Here is an 18,319-nt window from a genome sequence, read left to right as displayed (position 1 = left end):
ATTTTTCGAGATCAGAGGCGAACGCTTCAAATCCGGTAGAACTGCCGATACCACTGCACAAACGCTGCGACGCCGGTTTCCAGCGTCACCTGCGGGCTGAAGCCCACCCATTCGGCCAGTGCCGAGACATCGGCCCAGGTGCTGACCACATCACCGGCCTGCATCGGCAGGTAGTTACGCCGGGCCTGCCGATCCAGGGCCGACTCCAGGCACTCGACGAAATCCAGCAACGCCACCGGCTTGCCACGCCCGATGTTGAACAGCCGGTTGACGCCAGCGCCAGAGCCTTGCGGCACCGGAGGCTTTGGCCGCAGTCGGGCGATGCCTTCGACAATGTCGTCGACATAGGTAAAGTCGCGCGCCATCTGGCCCTGGTTGTAGATGTCGATGGGCAGGCCTTTGAGGATGGCGTCGGTAAACTTGAACAGCGCCATGTCCGGGCGGCCCCACGGGCCGTAGACGGTGAAAAAGCGCAGGCCACTGGCTTTCAAGCCATACAGATGGCAGTAACTTTCGGCCAGCAGTTCATTGGCGCGCTTGCTCGCGGCGTACAGCGAAACGGGATGTTCGACAGGGTCCTCGACACTGAACGGCATCTTGCTGTTGGTGCCGTACACCGAGCTGCTTGAGGCGTAGATCAGGTGCTCGGGGCGATGGTGCCGACAGGCTTCCAGCACATTGAGGAAACCCACCAGGTTCGACTGGGCATAGACATCCGGGTTGTCCAGCGAGTACCGCACCCCGGCTTGCGCCGCCAGGTGCACCACCTCGGTAAACCCGTGGTCGCGGAACAGGTCCATCAGGGCCGGTTTGTCGACGATGTCCATTTTCCGGAAGCGAAAACCCGGCAACGTCTCCAGCACCTTGAGGCGTGCGTGCTTGAGCTCCACGTCGTAGTAGTCATTGAGGTTGTCGATACCGACGACGTCCTGACCCTCGCGGCACAAGCGCTGGACCGTATGAAAACCGATGAAACCGGCGGCACCGGTGACCAGGACGGTCATGGCACGCACGCCGGCGACTGCGCCGCGATCGGCGCGAGGTTACTGATCCGGACCCTCGTCAACTTCATGTGTAGTCCCTGCTTATCGCGTCATTCACGCACGGTTGCGTCATGAAGCTTATAAAACAGACACATTTCAGTTTGGATAACGCCGCGCACGAGCTCTGCAAAAAACACTATTGGGCCGAAATCAGCGCCGCTACCTGGCCGATCCGTCGTGGGGTTTATAAAACCGGAACAGGCCGATATCCACGGTCCTGATGTATTCCCTGGCCCAATCCGGCTTGACCGTACGATCATGGAAATACAGGGCTCCCTGGGTGCGATCCGGCAGCTCCTTGTTCAGGGCCTTGCGCGCGATTTCCTTGGCCATCGCGTAAGGCACTTCTTCCTGGACCGAATCGGATTTGCCGTCACACCACCAGGAGAACTGACAGCTCTTGGTCTCCGATCCCTGCTTGACCACTTTGCACACCGTGTCCGGAAAGCCCTCGTGCCCCAGGCGATTCATGACCACATTGGCCACCGCCTCCATGTCGGCAGAGTCCTTGCCTTTGGCTTCCCAGTAAATGGAGCGGGCCAGGCACGTGATCGCATCGTCCAGCGGCGCGGCACCCGCCGGGTCAACGGCCTGGACCTCGGACGGGGTAATGGCTTCGACCTCGGGTTCCGTCGCGGGCTTTTTGCTCTCGGCGGCCTTCTGTTCCAGCACCTCGGCCTTGTTCTCGGCCGACTCCTGTTTTTGTTCTTGATCCGTAGCCGATACCGGGCCGGCGAGCAGCGTGAGGGCAAGGCAGGTGGCGATCCAGTCGAGGCGCATGGTCGATGTCACTCGGTGAGCGATTCGATTCAGTGTAGTAGTGAAATGATTTCGCTTACCCCACTACACTCTGGATAAATCCGTTGTCTTAAATGGGCCAACTTCGCGCATCATGGGCGCCATCTGCTCAAGGGGGATTTTCATGGGATTCATCTCATCCGCAATGCGCCTGGCCGGTGTGTCACTGGGCCTGGTATGTGCCGCCAACGCCATGGCGGCGGACGAAGCGCAATTGATCGAATCGATCAACGTCTACCGCAGCCAACTGCAGCGCTGTGCCGGCCAGGTGTCATCGGAGCTGCCGCCACTGTCGGCCGACCCGCGCCTGGTGCTCACCGCCCCGAGCATCGGTGATCTGCAGCAGGCCATGGCCACTGCCGGTTATCCGATGAAAAACGTGCAAGCCATCAGCCTGTCCGGACCTCGCGATGCAGCCGCGGCGATGAAGGCGATCCAGGAGAGTTTTTGCCAGATCGTCCTCGACCCGCAATTCGTCGATGTCGGCGTCTTCCGCCAGGACCGGCAATGGCGCATCGTGCTCGCTCGGCCATTGTTGAGCGCAAGCCTGGGCGACGCGCAGGCCGAAGGCCAGAAGCTGCTCACCGAACTCAACGCCGCACGCACCCGCCCACGCCAGTGCGGCGCGCAATCCTTCGCCGCCGCGCCACCGCTGGTCTGGAACGCCACACTGGCCAGCGCCGCCGAAGGCAACTCGCGCTCCATGGCCAACAACAACTATTTCGACCACAAGGACCGCGACGGCCGCACCCCGGGCGACCGCGCGGAACTGGCCGGCTACGACTTCCAACAGATCGGCGAAAACATCGCCGCCGGGCAAGACACCGCACACAAAGTGGTCGAAGGCTGGCTGTCCAGCCCCGGCCACTGCGCCAACCTGATGAACCCGCAGTTCCGCGAACTGGGCGCGGCTTACGCGACCGATCCGAAGAGCGATGCGGGGATTTACTGGACGGCGATGTTTGGGGCGCAGTGAGTGCCATAGCCCCCGAAGCGATTGCATCGGGGGTTCTTTGTGGTCAATGAACAGGTCGAGGAGCGGAGTAACTTTACGCTGACAAGATAGGTTGAAGTTGCCGCGGGTGATGGGCAGGAGGGGAAACAGGAAAATGGAGCGGTTAAAAAATGACAAATATCCCGACAGGTCTGATTGCCGGATTGATCTTGGCGCCGATGATACTGACTTGTTTCGCTGTCGCCTTCATCGCACACAAGTACGTTGACGCAATCGAAGAACGTCTACCCAATTGCTCTTTTATAAAAACCACCAGAGACGCATTTTCAGCGGGTGGCCTGATCGGCAAGGTCATGCGCGGCGGCGTTATTGCCATGGTATTGATGATGCCCGCACTCAGCGCTCGAAGAGGCGTTGTTGATGCCAAAGAAGTGAAAAACCTTCCAAGGCACTACAAGAATCTTTTGATATTTCCGGTGATTATTTTGTTCGTTTTGTTTTTTTCCCTGATCGCACTCAGGGTTTCAGCCTACTTCATTGAGAGCCATTGAAAGGTACAAAAGAATAAAGTCCGTATTGGAGAAAATCACACAGCCTGTCCAACAAAAAACCCGAAGCCCTGTCATGGGCTCCGGGTTTCTTTTTCCACAGTGAACCTCAGTGACTACTCATCCCAGCCGCCTGCATCAACATCCGCAACGCCCCCGCCACCACCCCCAACGCAACCACACTGCCCAGCCAGATCAACACCAGCCACCCCAGGCGCTTGTACCAAGGCGCCGGTGCCGGTTCACGGGAATCAATGGTAGCCATCGCCAATCCTCACTTTGCCGCGGAACACGTAGTAGCTCCAGACTGTGTACATCAGGATGATCGGCAATATGAACAGCGCCCCGATCAGGATGAACAACTGGCTGGTCGGTGGTGACGCCGCGGCCCACAGGCTGATCGACGGCGGCACGATGTTCGGCCAGATACTGAACGCCAGACCGATGTAACCTAGGAACACCAGCATCAGGGTGAAGGCGAACGGCCAATGGGTGTGGCGTTGGCGCAGGGTCTTGAGCAAGCCGAACATCGCCAGCAAGGCCAGCACCGCCAGGCCTGCGAACACCACCAGGTGCGCATGGGCAAACCAGCGGGTGGCGATGTCCGGATGCAGGATCGGCGTCCACACACAGATCACACCGATCACCGCCAATAGCAGCCAGGCCAGGGGCCGGGTGAACAGGCGCATGCGCGATTCGAGCATGCCTTCGGTCTTGACCAGCAACCAGGTGCTGCCGAGCAGGGCATAGGCGACGATCAGGCCGACTCCGCAGAACAATGGAAACGGCGCCAGCCAGTCCAGCGAACCACCAGCGAACTGGCGGTCGACCACCGGGATACCGGCAATGTAAGTGCCAATCACCACACCCTGGGAGAAGGTCGCCAGCAGCGAACCGCCGATGAACGCCATGTCCCAGACATGCCGCTTTTCAGGGCTGGCCTTGAAGCGAAACTCGAACGCCACGCCGCGGAAGATCAAGCCGCACAACATCAGGATCAACGGCAGGTACAGCGCCTCCAGGATCACCGAATAGGCCAGCGGGAACGCGCCGTACAGCGCCGCGCCACCCAGCACCAGCCAGGTCTCGTTGCCGTCCCAGACCGGTGCCACGGTGTTCATCATCACATCGCGCTCCTTCGCATCCGGGATCAGCGGAAACAGAATGCCCAACCCCAGGTCGAAGCCGTCCATGATCACGTACATCATCACGCCGAAAGCGATGATCACGCCCCAGATCAGCGATAAATCGATACCTTGAATACCCATGACTCAACTCCCTTCCTTCAATTGACGCGGGCGTCGGTTTCGAGGATTTCAGCGTCGGCAGACAGCGGCCGGCGCGGTGTGATCACCTGATCGGAATGCCCTGCAGGCGCATGCTCGTGATGGGGTTTGGGCCCCTTGGCCACCAGTTTCATCATGTAGCCGATACCCACCGTGAAGACCGAGAAGTAGATCACCACGAACAGCGCCAACGAGAGACTCAACTGCGTGACGCTGTGATTGGACGCGGCATTCGCGGTACGTTGCAGGCCATACACCACCCACGGCTGGCGCCCCACTTCCGTGGTGATCCAGCCGGCGAGCATGGCGATCAGGCCGCTGGGGCCCATCCACAGCATCAGGCGCAGGAACCAGCGGTTGCGGTAGATGGCACCGCTGCGACGCAGGACCAGGCCGAGCACGCCGGCCAGCACCATCAACATGCCCAGCCCGGCCATAACGCGGAAGCTCCAGAAAATGATCGTCGCGTTGGGGCGATCCTCTTTCGGGAAGCTCTTGAGCGCCGGGATCTGCTTGTCGAGGCTGTGGGTCAGGATCAGGCTGCCCAGGTACGGAATCTCGATGGCGTATTTGGTTTTCTCGGCCTGCATGTCCGGGATGCCGAACAGCACCAGCGGCGTCGCTTCGCTACCGTTGTTTTCCCAGTGCCCTTCGATGGCCGCGATCTTCGCCGGTTGATGCTCCAGGGTATTCAAGCCATGGGCGTCACCGACCACGGCCTGGATCGGCGCGACGATCAAGGCCATCCACAACGCCATCGACAGCATCTTGCGCACTTGTTTGGTGTCGTTGCCGCGCAGCAGGTGCCACGCCGCCGATGAGCCAACGAAGAACGCGGTGGCCACGAAAGCGGCGATCGCCATGTGCGCCAGGCGGTACGGGAACGACGGGTTGAACACGATGGCCAGCCAATCCAACGGCATCACGCGCCCGTCGACGATCTCGAAACCCTGGGGCGTCTGCATCCAGCTGTTGGAGGCGAGAATCCAGAAGGTCGAAATCAGCGTGCCGATGGCCACCATCACCGTCGAGAAGAAGTGCAAGCCGCGCCCTACCCGGTTCCAGCCGAACAGCATGACCCCGAGGAAGCCGGCCTCGAGGAAGAACGCCGTGAGCACTTCATAGGTCAGCAACGGCCCGGTGATGCTGCCGGCGAAGTCGGAGAAGCGGCTCCAGTTGGTGCCGAACTCGTAGGCCATGACCAGCCCCGAGACCACGCCCATGCCGAAGTTGACGGCGAAGATCTTCGACCAGAAATGGTAGAGATCGCGGTAGGTGTCGTTGTGGGTCTTCAGCCAAAGCCCTTCGAGCACCGCCAGGAAACTGGCCAGCCCGATGGTGATGGCGGGAAAGATGATGTGGAACGAAACCGTGAACGCGAATTGCATCCGCGCCAGGTCCAGTGCCTCCAGGTTAAACATGTCGATATCCTCATCGCGGATTTAAAACTGTGGGAGCGAGCTTGCTCGCGATGAGGCCGGCACCTTCAACATCAATGGCGCCTGGCACCCTGCAATCGCGAGCAAGCTCGCTCCCACAAAGTCTTGAGTGATCGGTACTACGCAGCGGAGGTCGAAATCAGGTTGCTGGCCCTGGCCTGCTCCAGCCGGATGGCGACGAACTTGGAAGTCGGGGTGAAGGTGCGGTCACCGTAACTTTCCAGCGGCACCAGCGGATTGGTCTCCGGGTAGTACGCCGCGGCCTGACCGGCCGGAATGTCGTAGGCGATCAGGGTGAAACCGCTGACCCGACGCTCGCGCTCGTCGTCCCACAGCGCCACCAGGTCGACCTTCTGCCCCGGTTCGAAACCCAGCCGGCGAATGTCCTGCTCGTTGGCGAACACCACGTCGCGCATGCCGTACACCCCGCGATAACGGTCATCCAGGCCATAGAGCGTGGTGTTGTACTGATCGTGGGAGCGCATGGTCTGCAGGATCAGGTGCGGCTTGACCGCCAGGTTGCGCACGCCCTCGCTGATCAGGTGCTCCGGCAGCACGCTCGGGGTGAACTGGGCCTTGCCGCTGGCGGTTTTCCAGATGCGCCTGGCTGCGTCGTTGGGCATGTGGAAACCGCCCGGGTGCAGCAAGCGCCGGTTGAAGTCTTCGAAGCCGGGAATGGTGTCGGCAATCATGTTGCGGATGCGGCCGTAGTCGCCGATGGCCCAGTTCCAGTCGATCGGGTGCTTGCCCAGTGTCGCGGCAGCGATGCCGGCGATGATCGCCGGTTCCGACAGCAGGTGTTTGGACTTGGGTTTCAGTTGGCCGTGGGAGATGTGGATCATGCTGAAGGTGTCTTCCACGGTCACGCCTTGCGGCCCTTCGGCCTGGATGTCGATGTCGGTGCGGCCCAGGCATGGCAGGATCAGCGCTTCCCGGCCGGTGACCAGATGGCTGCGGTTGAGCTTGGTGGCGATGTGCACGGTGAGGTCGCACTTGCGCAACGCAGCGTGGGTCCGCGGCGTGTCGGGGGTGGCCTGAGCAAAGTTGCCGCCCAGGGCGATAAACACTTTCGAGCGCCCCTGCTCCATCGCGCCGATCGCCATCACGGTGTTGTGGCCATGCTCACGCGGCGGCTTGAAGGAGAAGCGTTTTTCCAGGGCATCGAGCAACTCGGTGGGCGCCAGCTCGTTGATGCCCATGGTGCGGTCGCCCTGCACGTTACTGTGGCCGCGAACCGGCGACAGCCCCGCACCGGGACGGCCGACGTTGCCGCGCAGCAGCATCAGGTTGATGACTTCCTGCAGGGTCGGCACCGAGTGCGTGTGCTGGGTCAGGCCCATCGCCCAGCACATGATCACCCGTTTGGCCCGGGCGTACATGCGGGCGGCGAGCTCGATGTCAGCCAAAGACATGCCCGACTGCTGCTCGATGTGCTCCCAGCTGGTGGCGTCGACTTCGCCCAGGTAGGCCCCCATTCCCGAAGTGTGTTCGGCGATGAACTCGTGGTCGAATACCGGCTCGCCGCCGCTGACCTGTGCTTCGCGCTCCCACTGCAGCAGGAACTTGACCATGCCGCGCATGACCGCCATGTCACCACCCAGTGCCGGGCGGAAGTACGCGGTGTTGGTCGGCTCGGAGCCGTTCATGAGCATTTCGATCGGGTGCTGTGGATGCTGGAAGCGCTCCAGTCCGCGCTCCTTGAGCGGGTTGATGCAGATCACCTGGGCTCCGCGCTTGACCGCTTCACGCAGCGGTTCGAGCATCCGCGGGTGGTTGGTGCCGGGGTTCTGGCCGATGACGAAGATCGCGTCGGCATGTTCCAGGTCGTCGAACACCACGGTGCCTTTGCCCACGCCGAGGCTTTCGATCATGCTCACCGCGCTGGCTTCGTGGCACATGTTCGAGCAGTCCGGAAAGTTGTTGGTGCCGTAGGCCCGGACGAACAGCTGGTACAAATAAGCCGCCTCGTTGCTGGCCCGGCCCGAGGTGTAGAACTCGGCCTGGTCCGGCGATTCCAGCGCGTTGAGGTGCCGGGCGATCGTCGCGAAGGCCTCGTCCCAGGTGGTTTCCACGTAACGGTCGGTGACCGCGTCATAGCGCATCGGGTGGGTCAGGCGGCCCTGATACTCCAGCCAGTAATCGCTCTGCTCGGCCAGCGCCGAGACGCTGTATTTGTTGAAAAAGGCCGGGTCGACCAGACGGCCCGTGGCTTCCCAGTTAACCGCCTTGGCGCCGTTTTCGCAGAACTTGACCATGCCGTTTTCCGGCGACTCGCCCCAGGCGCAACCGGGGCAGTCGAAGCCGCCGTTCTGGTTGGTCTTGAGCATGGCGCGAATGTTCTTCAGCGCGTTTTCACTGCCCAGCCAGTTCTTGGTGACAGCAATCAGTGCACCCCAACCGGCGGCGGCACCTTTGTAGGGTTTGTAGCGGTCGACTTGAGACATGGTACTTCTCCGTGACCTGATTCAGGCCATTGATCGTTTGACGGAGAAAAGCATATGAACAGGGGTAAATTATTGTCTAATCGCTATTTACGACCACATTATCGAAACGCTCTATCACGGCTTTTTATCCTTGTTTATCAATTACTTGAAATCACTTAGAGCCCTTTAAACCAGAAAACAAAGTTCATCATCGACCCGCTCGATCACCCGGTTGTTAATAGTGATTGGACGCCCGTTAAAGTTGCTCTTAGCCTGCGCTCAACAGATCCGTTTACAGCGCAATACCTGTAGGAGCGAGCCTGCTCGCGATGGACTCAAGAGCACCGCGTTCAGTCAGCCAGCACGCGTAATCGTTAACGACCATCGCGAGCAGGCTCGCTCCTACACCTGTTCTCAACAGATCCGTTATCAGCGCAATACCTGTAGGAGCGAGCTCGCTCGCGATGGACTCAAGAGCACCGCGTTTAGCCAGTAAGCACGCGTCATCGTTAACGACCATCGCGAGCAGGCTCGCTCCTACACCTGCGCTCAACAGATCGGTTAACAGCGCAATACCTGTGGGAGCGAGCTCGCTCGCGATGGACTCAAGAGCACCGCGTTCAGTCAGTAAACACGCGTCATCGTTAACGACCATCGCGAGCAGGCTCGCTCCTACAAAGACAAAACCCGATTAACGGAATGTCCATTCAACGCATGCAGTACCAAGCGAGGGTGTCATGTCAGAACGAGTCTTGATCGATGGCTTCTCCCGGCGCGTGGACTATCTGCGCATGTCGGTCACCGACCGCTGCGATTTCCGTTGCGTGTATTGCATGGCCGAGGACATGCAGTTTCTACCGCGCCAACGGGTGCTGACCCTGGAAGAGATCTATCAAACGGCGCAAAGCTTCGTCGCACTGGGCACCCGCAAGATCCGTCTCACCGGAGGCGAGCCGCTGATTCGTCCGGGCGTGGTGCAGTTGTGCGAGAAGATCGCCGCCCTGCCCGGCCTGCGTGAACTGTGCATGACCACCAACGGTTCGCAACTGGCCAGACTGGCCGGGCCGTTGTTCGAGGCCGGGGTCAAGCGCCTCAACATCAGCCTCGACTGCCTGGACCCGCAACGCTTTCGCGAACTGACCCGCACCGGTGACCTGGCGCAGGTGATCAAGGGCATCGACGCGGCCAACCAGGCGGGCTTTCGCAACACCAAGCTCAACTGCGTGGTGATGAAGGGCCGCAACGACCATGAGATCAATGATCTGGTGAGCTTCGCCATCGACCGCAACCTCGACATCTCCTTCATCGAGGAAATGCCGTTGGGCACCATCGACGAGCACAGCCGCGCCGAATCGTTTTTCGCAAGCGCCCAGGTCCTCGAACGCATCGCCGAACGCTACACTTTGATTGATTCCGCCGAGTCGACCCAGGGTCCGTCGCGCTACTGGCGCCTGGCCGAAGCGCCGCAGATTCGCCTGGGGTTCATCTCCCCCCACAGCCACAACTTCTGCGGCACCTGCAATCGGGTGCGGCTGACCGTGGAAGGACGCCTGCTGCTGTGCCTGGGCAATGAGCACTCGGTGGATCTCAAGGCTGTCTTGCGCAGCCACCCCGGACAGCCCGAGCGCCTGGAGAAAGCCATTATCGAGGCGATGAAACTCAAGCCTTATCGGCACAACTTCGAAGTGAACGACGATGTCCAGGTCATTCGCTTCATGAACATGACGGGCGGCTGAAACCCATGATCGTGAGACCCAAACCCAACCTGATCGGCGTGCTGACGTCCCTCAAGGGTTCGATTGCCAAGCGCATTGCCTGGCGCAGCCTGATGGTGACGTTGCTCGCCTCGGCCATCGTGCTCATTGAAACCTTGCACCCCAGCTACTTTTCCAAGGTCAGTGCCACGCCCTTCACGCTGCTGGGTTTGTCGTTGTCGATCTTCATGAGCTTTCGCAACAACGCCTGTTATGACCGCTGGTATGAAGCGCGCAAGGCGTGGGGCGAGGTGATCGTGGAGATCCGCTCGATGATTCGTGAAACCCTGGTGCTCAAGGACACGGATGAGCGGCATACGATCCTCAGCAACCTGTGCGGCTTCGCCCATGCCCTCAACGCGCGGCTGCGCCGGGAAAACGAACTGGCCGCCAGTGGCGACTGGCTGCACCCGATGCCCAAGGGCGACACCACGGACATCAGCGGGCAGATCCTGATGCAGGTCGGTCAGCAGTGCTCGACACTCAACGAGTCCGGAGCGATCAACGACTGGCGCTACACGCTCATGGCCAACCACCTGGCCGGCCTGACCCACGCCCAGGCGGTCTGTGAACGGATCAAGAACACCCCGCTGCCGTTTCCCTACACCCTGTTGCTGCACCGCACCATCTACCTGTTCTGCATCCTCCTGCCGTTTGCCATGGCCGAACCCCTGGGCTGGCTGACACCGATTTTCACCGCGATTGTCAGCTACACCTTTTTTGGCCTGGATGCGATTGCCGACGAACTGGAAGACCCCTTCGGCCGAGATGAGAACGACCTGCCCACCGACGCCATCGTGCGCAACATCGAGCGCGATGTGCTGGCGGCACTGGGCGTGACGGAGTTGCCGCCGCAACTGGAGCCGGTGGATTTTGTGTTGAACTGACACTAAAGAAACACACAGGACCTGTGGGAGCGAGCTTGCTCGCGATAGCGGTGGGTCAGGCAACATCTCTGTTGAATGTGCCGGCCCCTTCGCGGGCAAGCCCGCTCCCACAGGGATTGTGGCCGGCCGTGGGATTAGCGTTCACTGAAGATCAAAATTGTGGGAGCGGGCTTGCTCGCGAAGGCGGTCTGTCTGCCAACATCTCTGTTGAATGTACCGGTCTCTTCGCGAGCAGGCTCGCTCCCACAAGGGGCAGTGTCAGAACAGTTCGCTGAAGGGTATGAACCGCGCTGTGTCGCCCGCTTGCAGCGTAATGCCCTCAAGCACTTCCACCAGCCCGTCCGCCCAGGCTGCGCCCAGCAACACGCCTGAGCTCTGGTTCGGATACAACACCGCTCGACCGTCTTCAAGTTTCGCCCGCAGGTACTCGCGGCGGCTCCCGGGTTTGGGCCAGGCAAAGCCGACACTGACCGGGAAGCTCAACGGCTCGACCTCTTCCACGCCCTGAATCCGCAACAGATAAGCCCGGGCCAACAGGCCGAAAGTGACCAATGCCGATGTCGGATTACCCGGCAGGCCAATCACCGGCACGCGGCCGAAGTGGCCCACGGTCAATGGCTTGCCGGGTTTGATCGAGAGTTTCCACAGCAGCGGCTTGCCGCACTCGCGCAGCACCTGGCCGAGGCAGTCGGCGTCACCGGCGGACACACCGCCCGTGCTGAGCATCAGGTCCGCCGTGTGTTGCAGCTGTTCGAGCTTGAGCCGCGTCTGGCGTGGCTCATCGGGAAGAATGCCGGCATCGATGACCTCGCAACCCAACGCATTCAACCAATGGCTCAACAATGTCCGGTTGCTGTTGTAGATGCTGCCGGGCTTGAGGGGATTGCCCGGCTCGACCAGTTCATCGCCGGTGGACAGCAACGCCACCCGTGGTCGGCGCACCACCTGCACATGGGTGCAGCCCTGCGCCGCCGCGACCGCCAGTTCGAACGGGCCAAGACGCTTGCCGGCACGCAGCAGCACATCGCCGACGCGGTTCTCCTGGCCTTGCGGGCGGATGTTGCTGCCGGCGCTCAGGGGCTGCTTGAAGCGGATACGTCCGTCATCCAGTACCTGCGTGTTCTCCTGCATCTCCACGCAGTCGGCACCCGGCGGAACCGGTGCGCCGGTAAAGATGCGTGCGCAGGTTCCCGGTGCCAGGGCTTCGGGGGCCTGACCGGCAAACACCTGCTGCGACACGGCCAGCGGTGCCCCGTCCCAACCCTCGACATTCAGGGCATAGCCGTCCATGGCGCTGTTGGGCCACGGCGGCAGATCGAGGGTCGCGAGCAAGTCATTGGCCAATACCCGTTGCCGCGCGGCGCTGAGCGGCACGGCTTCGCTGTCTTCAATCCACTGCGCCTCGGCCATTGTCAGTAAACGGTCGATGGCGTCCTCTACCGGCATCAAGGGTGAAGCGCTCATCCGCGCGTCCCGCAGGCTTGCACAGGCTTGAGGTGCGGTACGAAATTGCATGGCCGGTGGCGCGCGTCGAGCTGCTCGGCAAGGATGCCTTCCCACGCGGTGCGGCAGGCGCCCGTGGAACCCGGCAGGCAGCAGACCAGCGTGCCATTGGCCAACCCGGCCAGCGCCCGGCTCTGCACTGTGGAAGTACCGATGTCGAGGATCGAAATCGCCCGGAACAGCTCACCGAAGCCATCGATCTGTTTATCCAGCAAGCAGGCCACTGCCTCGGGGGTGCTGTCGCGGCCGGTGAACCCGGTGCCGCCCGTGATCAGCACCACCTGGATGCCGTCGTCGGCGATCCAGGTCGCCACCTGGGCGCGGATCTTGTACAGGTCATCCTTGAGCAGGTTGCGCTCGCTGAGGGTGTGACCGGCTTCCAGCAAACGGCTGACGAGTAATTGGCCGGAAGTGTCATTGGCATATTCACGGGTATCGCTGACGGTCAGCACGGCAATATTCAAAGGTATAAACAAGGCATCCGGTTTGACGCTCATGGGGTTCTCCGGCAGGCATGAATTAGATAGCTAAATTAATATGACTCCCGGAGACTAATTCTATAAATCAAGCCGTGTCTAATCACTCTAACCAACCAGACTATCGAGGCGCTCTATCAATATAAAACGGCCAGAAAAAACATCAGTGATAGAGCCCGTCGATAACCCCTTAAACAACAGTGATTGGACGCACGCCAAAGACAGTGAGATCGTCCGCACCTCATGTTTGCGCCTCGCCTTGTGTCTTGCGCACCTGAGTCAATACTTACCCCCTCACTCCCCCGCCAGCAGGTGCCGTCATGGACATCAAACAACTCAAGTTCCTGATCGCCCTGGAGCAGACCCGCCACTTCGGCCAGGCGGCCGCGCGCTGCCACATCACCCAGCCCACGCTGTCGATGCGCCTGCGCAACCTGGAAGATGAACTGGACCTGGTACTGGTCACCCGGGGCCAGCGCTTCGAAGGTTTTACCGAGGCCGGCGAGCGTGTACTGGCCTGGGCCAGGACCCTGCTGGCCGCCCACGACGGGCTCTTCGCCGAGGCCGCCGCGTGCCGGGGCCAGCTCGTGGGTAACCTGCGCCTGGGGCTGGTGCCGCTCAGCAGCTTCAACCCGGTCACCTACATCCAGGGCCTGTCCCGCAGCTTTCCCGAGCTCAAGTACAGCCTGTCGTCCCTGAGTTCCGACCAGATCATCGAGGGCCTGGGCAACAATCAGCTGGACCTGGGCGTGTGCTACCTCGATCACGTCAACCCGAGCTATTTCGAGTTTTTCGAGATCGGCGAGACCCGCGTAGGCCTGCTGTACGACACCCGCCACTTCCATTTCGACGGCACGCAAATGAGCTGGGAGGACGCCGCCGAACTGCCGCTGGGGATGCTCAGCAACGGCATGCACTACCGCAAATCCATCGACCTGAGCTTTCGCAGCCGCGGACTGGACCCGCAGCCGATCCTGGAAAGCGATTCGACCTACCAGTTGCTGCAGGCGATCCACGAAGGCTTCTGCTGCGCGATCATGCCGCTGGACAGTGGCCTGGAAGAGCCCATCGAACACCTGTCGTTCATCGAATTGCCCGATGCCAGCGTGCTCGCGCCCCTGGGCCTGGTGATGCGCAAGACCGAGCCACGTTCGGCGATTGCCGAGAAGTGTTTCGCCGAAGCACGAACCCTGTTCAGCCGGACCGACTGATCAAGTTTGGGCTTTATATAAAACCGCACCGGGCATGTTTGCCCGGCGTGATAGACATCACCAATCGGCGCATCGGAACAAGCGATTGGACGCTGTGAAAAGTTACCCGTAGCCTGAACTTAATTCAGCGCTTCGAGGTTATTTTCATGTTGTGCAAAGTTGAACAAGCCGATGATCGAAGCGACACTAACGCACCCGCCCCCAAACCCTTGAGTGTGAACTTTCACGAATACGACAACGCCGCATCAGTCTGTCAGGCGGCGCTGGCCGCAGAGATCGCATTGGCAATCACCTACAACGGTTTGAGCCAGGCCGTGATGATGGTGTCGCCGGGCAACCTCGAAGATTTCATCCGAGGCTTCAGCGTCAGCAACGACATCGTTGCGCACCAGAGCGAAATCTACGACCTGCGCCTGACCCACTTCGACCAGGCCGTTCAAGCCGAGGTGCAGATCTCCAGCCGCGCGTTCTGGGCGCTGAAGAACCATCGTCGGCAAATGGCGGGTACCAGTGGCTGCGGACTGTGCGGCGTGGAAGCGCTGGAGCAGGCCCTGCCGAAGCTGGAGATTCTCGAACCGGTTGCCCTGCCGCCCGCCGAGCATTTCATCGACATCCGCCAGCGCATCGAACAGGCCCAGCAAATGGCCCGCAGCAGCGGCGCCCTGCACGCAGCACTGTACTTCGACAGCAACGGCAACGCGCTGATCTGCCGCGAAGACATTGGCCGCCACAACGCGCTGGACAAGCTGATCGGCGCCCTGCAACACGCCGGCATCGACAGCCGCAGCGGCTTCACCGTGGTCACCAGCCGTTGCAGCCTTGAGCTGATCCACAAGGCCGTCAGGGCCCGGCTCGGCACGCTGGTCAGCCTGTCGGCGCCCACCGCCCTGACCGTGCAATGGGCGCTCAAGCATCGCCTCAACCTGATTCACGTCCCCCACCGCAACGCGCCACGCATTTACAGCCCGGCATGATGCCTTCACCTGATCACCGCGCCGGCCAGCGCAGGAACCTCCCATGACAGACATTTCAAATGCATCGCCCAACGGCCTGACCCACCTCGACAACCAGGGTCGCGCCAACATGGTCGATGTCAGCGAAAAAACCCCGACGCAACGTGAAGCACAGGCCCAGGCCTGGGTGCGGATGCGCCCGCAAACCCTGAAGCTGATTCAAAGCGACGGCCACCCCAAGGGCGACGTATTTGCCGTGGCGCGGATCGCCGGCATCATGGCGGCGAAAAAAACCCATGAGTTGATCCCGCTGTGCCACACCCTGCTGCTCAGCTCAATCCATGTCGAACTCAAGGCCTGCACACCGGACAGCGTGAAAATCCTCGGCACCTGCCGCGTCGAGGGCCAGACCGGGGTCGAGCTCGAAGCCCTGACCGCCGTCAGTGTGGCGGCCCTGACCCTCTACGACATGTGCAAGGCCGTGGACCGGGGCATGGTCATCGACGACATCCGCCTGCTCAGCAAACAAGGTGGCCGCTCCGGTCATTTCAAGTTCGAGGACGCACAATGATCTTGATCAATTACTTCGCCCGTTACCGTGAGCAGCTCAACCTGGGCGGTGAAAAACTGCCCCTGACCGACAGCCTCAGAACCATCGAAGACGTGCGCCGCTTGCTGATGGCTCGCGGTGAGCTGTGGCGCCAGGTGCTTGGTGAAAACAACCTGATGTGCGCACTGAACCAGGAGCTGTGCCATCCGGACAGGGTGATCGAGGACTTTGACGAGATCGCCTTTTTTCCACCGGTCACCGGGGGCTGAGACATGACGGTTCGGGTCCAGCGTGAAGTGTTCGACGTCACTCAGTTGATCGACAGCCTGCAGGCCAACGATCCGGGCGTGGGTGCCGTGGTCAACTTCGTCGGCTATGTGCGCGACATTAATCAGGGTGAGGCGGTCGCCGGTTTGTTTCTGGAGCACTACCCCGGCATGACCGAACGCTCGCTGCAAAAGATCATCGGCAACGCCCGGGCCCGATGGCCACTGCGGGCCGTACAGATCGTGCATCGGATCGGCTCGTTGTCGATCAGTGAGCCGATCGTGTTTGTCGGCGTCAGCAGCCCGCATCGCCAGGCCGCTTTCGAGGCCTGTGCGTTCATCATGGACTACCTGAAAACCGACGCGCCGTTCTGGAAACGCGAAGACGTGGCGGACGGCGCACGCTGGGTCGATGCCAGGGACAGCGACCGATCCGCTGTCGAGCGCTGGGCAGGGGCGCCACAAGAGGCGGCTATGCAACGCGATCCGGCATAGCTACAGTCACGGGCTCAACGTTTCCCTGCACAAGGAACCCGCGCTTGAGCCCCACGCCCTCCCCGATCACGCAACAGACTGTGCCCCAGCCCCGGACCATCAGCCTGCGCGAAGCCTTCCTGTTCTGGCTCAAGCTTGGTTTCATCAGTTTCGGCGGGCCAGCGGGGCAGATTTCGATCATGCATCAGGAACTGGTCGAACGCCGGCGCTGGATCTCCGAGCGACGCTTTCTGCACGCCCTCAACTACTGCATGCTGCTGCCCGGCCCCGAGGCTCAGCAGTTGGCGACCTACATCGGCTGGCTGATGCACCGGACCTGGGGCGGCGTGATCGCCGGCGTGCTGTTTGTGCTGCCGTCGTTGTTCGTCCTGATTGCCCTGTCCTGGGTGTACATCGCCTTTGGCGAATTACCCGTGGTCGCCGGACTGTTTTACGGGATCAAGCCGGCGGTCACGGCCATCGTGGTGCAGGCGGCTCACCGGATCGGCTCGCGGGCGCTGAAGAATGGCTGGTTATGGGGCATCGCCGCCGCGTCCTTCGTGGCCATCTTCGTGATCAACCTGCCGTTTCCGTTGATCGTGCTCGGCGCGGCGGTCATCGGTTACTTCGGCGGACGACTGGCACCGGAAAAATTCAGGACCGGAGGCCACAGCGCGGCGAAACACTCCTACGGCCCGGCGGTGATCGACGACGACACCCCGTCCCCTGAACACGCCCGCTTCAGTGGTTTGAAGCTGGCGTACCTGGCGGTGATCGGTGCGATTTTGTGGACACTGCCCATGGCCATGCTCACCGCTCTGTTCGGCTGGGAAGGCACGCTGACCCAGATGGCCTGGTTCTTCACCAAGGCTGCGCTGCTGACTTTTGGCGGTGCCTACGCGGTGCTGCCGTATGTGTACCAGGGCGCGGTCGGTCACTACGGATGGCTGACGCCGACGCAGATGATCGACGGCCTGGCGCTCGGTGAAACCACCCCAGGCCCCTTGATCATGGTCGTCGCCTTCGTCGGCTTCATCGGTGCCTACGTGCATCAGGTCTTCGGCCCGGATCAAGCCTTTGTCGCCGGTGCCGTGGCCGCCACGCTGGTGACCTGGTTCACCTTCCTGCCCTCGTTCCTGTTCATCCTCGCCGGCGGGCCGTTGGTGGAATCGACGCATAACGAACTCATCTTCACCGCGCCGCTGACGGCCATTACGGCCGCCGTGGTGGGCGTGATTCTCAATCTGGCGTGCTTCTTTGCCTATCACGTGCTGTGGCCTAAAGGCTTCGAAGGGCAACTGGACTGGCCTTCGCTGCTGATCGCCATCGTGGCGGGCATTGCCTTGCTGCGGTTCAAGCGCGGAGTGATCGAGGTGTTGATCGGCTGCGGGCTGATCGGGCTGGTGGTGCACCTGATGTTCTGAATCAAACATTTACACGCGCGCCAATCCTCCCTAGTATCCAGCCATCCCCGGATGGCTTGCCCTGCTCGCCACCGACGATTTCCGCCGCCGGAAACCTGCGCCATGCGTACTTTGCCGTCACTGCTGAACATTTCGATCCAGGCCACCTCGCTGCTGGCCGCGGACGGCATTGCATGAAGCGCATCGTCAACCTGCCCATGGCCCTGCGCCGTTCCAAGTTGCGTCACTCCGCACGTCCGCCGGATAGCGCCCTGCTCGCCTGATCGGCGAGCGCCCTCCTTTCGCTATCCCAGCTCAGCGCTCCCACAGGTTGCGCACTTTGACTGACT

The 18,319-nt window shown here is 61.3% G+C and carries 19 protein-coding genes; 10 read left to right on the top strand and 9 right to left on the bottom strand.

What is annotated here, in order from left to right:
- Positions 1-26 precede the first annotated feature (26 nt).
- Both AC07YV_RS10550 and AC07YV_RS10545 read right to left on the bottom strand, forming a co-directional pair.
- Entirely contained in the window at positions 27-1,004 is a 978-nt protein-coding gene (locus tag AC07YV_RS10550) for an NAD-dependent epimerase (RefSeq protein ID WP_102701256.1), read from the bottom strand.
- A 198-nt stretch (positions 1,005-1,202) separates the two neighbouring features.
- Complete coding sequence (locus tag AC07YV_RS10545) at positions 1,203-1,823, bottom strand: cell wall hydrolase (protein WP_102701255.1); 621 nt, start codon at positions 1,821-1,823, stop codon at positions 1,203-1,205.
- 142 nt (positions 1,824-1,965) lie between these two features.
- Between AC07YV_RS10545 and AC07YV_RS10540 the strand changes: the two genes are divergently transcribed.
- Entirely contained in the window at positions 1,966-2,817 is an 852-nt protein-coding gene (locus AC07YV_RS10540; RefSeq protein ID WP_102701254.1) for a CAP domain-containing protein, read from the top strand.
- Positions 2,818-2,966: 149 nt separating this feature from the next.
- Positions 2,967-3,347: a hypothetical protein gene (locus AC07YV_RS10535; RefSeq protein ID WP_102701253.1), complete on the top strand. Its 381-nt coding sequence runs from the start codon at positions 2,967-2,969 to the stop codon at positions 3,345-3,347.
- Positions 3,348-3,453: 106 nt separating this feature from the next.
- On the opposite strand, the gene AC07YV_RS10530 is transcribed toward AC07YV_RS10535, so the two are convergent.
- From AC07YV_RS10530 to AC07YV_RS10510, 5 genes are all read right to left on the bottom strand, one after another.
- Positions 3,454-3,609: a DUF2474 domain-containing protein gene (locus tag AC07YV_RS10530; protein WP_008051210.1), complete on the bottom strand. Its 156-nt coding sequence runs from the start codon at positions 3,607-3,609 to the stop codon at positions 3,454-3,456.
- The gene (gene cydB / locus AC07YV_RS10525; protein ID WP_102701252.1) at positions 3,596-4,612 is read right to left on the bottom strand and encodes a cytochrome d ubiquinol oxidase subunit II; all 1,017 of its coding nucleotides are present in this window, start codon (positions 4,610-4,612) and stop codon (positions 3,596-3,598) included. The genes AC07YV_RS10530 and cydB overlap by 14 nt, the downstream gene beginning before the upstream one ends.
- Before the next feature lie 17 nt (positions 4,613-4,629).
- Complete coding sequence (locus tag AC07YV_RS10520) at positions 4,630-6,051, bottom strand: cytochrome ubiquinol oxidase subunit I (RefSeq protein ID WP_102701251.1); 1,422 nt, start codon at positions 6,049-6,051, stop codon at positions 4,630-4,632.
- 137 nt (positions 6,052-6,188) lie between these two features.
- Positions 6,189-8,513 (bottom strand): FdhF/YdeP family oxidoreductase, encoded by a 2,325-nt coding sequence (locus tag AC07YV_RS10515; RefSeq protein ID WP_102701250.1) that lies wholly within the window; start codon positions 8,511-8,513, stop codon positions 6,189-6,191.
- A gap of 271 nt (positions 8,514-8,784) precedes the next feature.
- Positions 8,785-9,147 carry a hypothetical protein gene (locus AC07YV_RS10510; RefSeq protein ID WP_494990283.1) on the bottom strand — a complete coding sequence of 121 codons (363 nt, stop codon included), beginning with the start codon at positions 9,145-9,147 and terminating at the stop codon, positions 8,785-8,787.
- A gap of 82 nt (positions 9,148-9,229) precedes the next feature.
- Between AC07YV_RS10510 and moaA the strand changes: the two genes are divergently transcribed.
- Together moaA and AC07YV_RS10500 are read left to right on the top strand one after the other, a co-directional pair.
- Positions 9,230-10,228, top strand: a complete 999-nt coding sequence (moaA, locus tag AC07YV_RS10505; protein WP_102701249.1) for a GTP 3',8-cyclase MoaA — start codon at positions 9,230-9,232, stop codon at positions 10,226-10,228.
- A 5-nt stretch (positions 10,229-10,233) separates the two neighbouring features.
- Positions 10,234-11,133, top strand: coding sequence for a bestrophin family protein (locus tag AC07YV_RS10500; RefSeq protein WP_102701248.1), 900 nt, complete (start codon positions 10,234-10,236; stop codon positions 11,131-11,133).
- A gap of 258 nt (positions 11,134-11,391) precedes the next feature.
- On the opposite strand, the gene AC07YV_RS10495 is transcribed toward AC07YV_RS10500, so the two are convergent.
- On the bottom strand, positions 11,392-12,597 hold the full coding sequence (locus AC07YV_RS10495) for a molybdopterin molybdotransferase MoeA (protein ID WP_102701247.1): 1,206 nt from the start codon (positions 12,595-12,597) through the stop codon (positions 11,392-11,394).
- Entirely contained in the window at positions 12,594-13,133 is a 540-nt protein-coding gene (gene moaB / locus AC07YV_RS10490; RefSeq protein WP_102701246.1) for a molybdenum cofactor biosynthesis protein B, read from the bottom strand. Before moaB ends, AC07YV_RS10495 begins: the two co-directional genes overlap by 4 nt.
- A gap of 299 nt (positions 13,134-13,432) precedes the next feature.
- Here moaB and AC07YV_RS10485 point away from each other — a divergent pair, with 299 nt between their 5' ends.
- From AC07YV_RS10485 to chrA, 6 genes are all read left to right on the top strand, one after another.
- Positions 13,433-14,323 (top strand): LysR family transcriptional regulator, encoded by an 891-nt coding sequence (locus tag AC07YV_RS10485; RefSeq protein WP_007976034.1) that lies wholly within the window; start codon positions 13,433-13,435, stop codon positions 14,321-14,323.
- A 146-nt stretch (positions 14,324-14,469) separates the two neighbouring features.
- Entirely contained in the window at positions 14,470-15,297 is an 828-nt protein-coding gene (gene fdhD, locus AC07YV_RS10480) for a formate dehydrogenase accessory sulfurtransferase FdhD (RefSeq protein ID WP_102701245.1), read from the top strand.
- A 43-nt stretch (positions 15,298-15,340) separates the two neighbouring features.
- The gene (moaC, locus tag AC07YV_RS10475) at positions 15,341-15,847 is read left to right on the top strand and encodes a cyclic pyranopterin monophosphate synthase MoaC (RefSeq protein WP_102701244.1); all 507 of its coding nucleotides are present in this window, start codon (positions 15,341-15,343) and stop codon (positions 15,845-15,847) included.
- On the top strand, positions 15,844-16,095 hold the full coding sequence (gene moaD, locus AC07YV_RS10470) for a molybdopterin converting factor subunit 1 (RefSeq protein ID WP_095967284.1): 252 nt from the start codon (positions 15,844-15,846) through the stop codon (positions 16,093-16,095). Before moaC ends, moaD begins: the two co-directional genes overlap by 4 nt.
- Positions 16,096-16,098: 3 nt before the next feature.
- Positions 16,099-16,587, top strand: a complete 489-nt coding sequence (gene moaE / locus AC07YV_RS10465; RefSeq protein WP_102701243.1) for a molybdopterin synthase catalytic subunit MoaE — start codon at positions 16,099-16,101, stop codon at positions 16,585-16,587.
- A 44-nt stretch (positions 16,588-16,631) separates the two neighbouring features.
- Entirely contained in the window at positions 16,632-17,990 is a 1,359-nt protein-coding gene (gene chrA, locus AC07YV_RS10460) for a chromate efflux transporter (protein ID WP_102701242.1), read from the top strand.
- Positions 17,991-18,319: the final 329 nt, after the last annotated feature.

This window comes from Pseudomonas sp. GW456-E7 (assembly GCF_059424105.1).
This window is presented reverse-complemented; position numbering and strand designations above follow the sequence as displayed.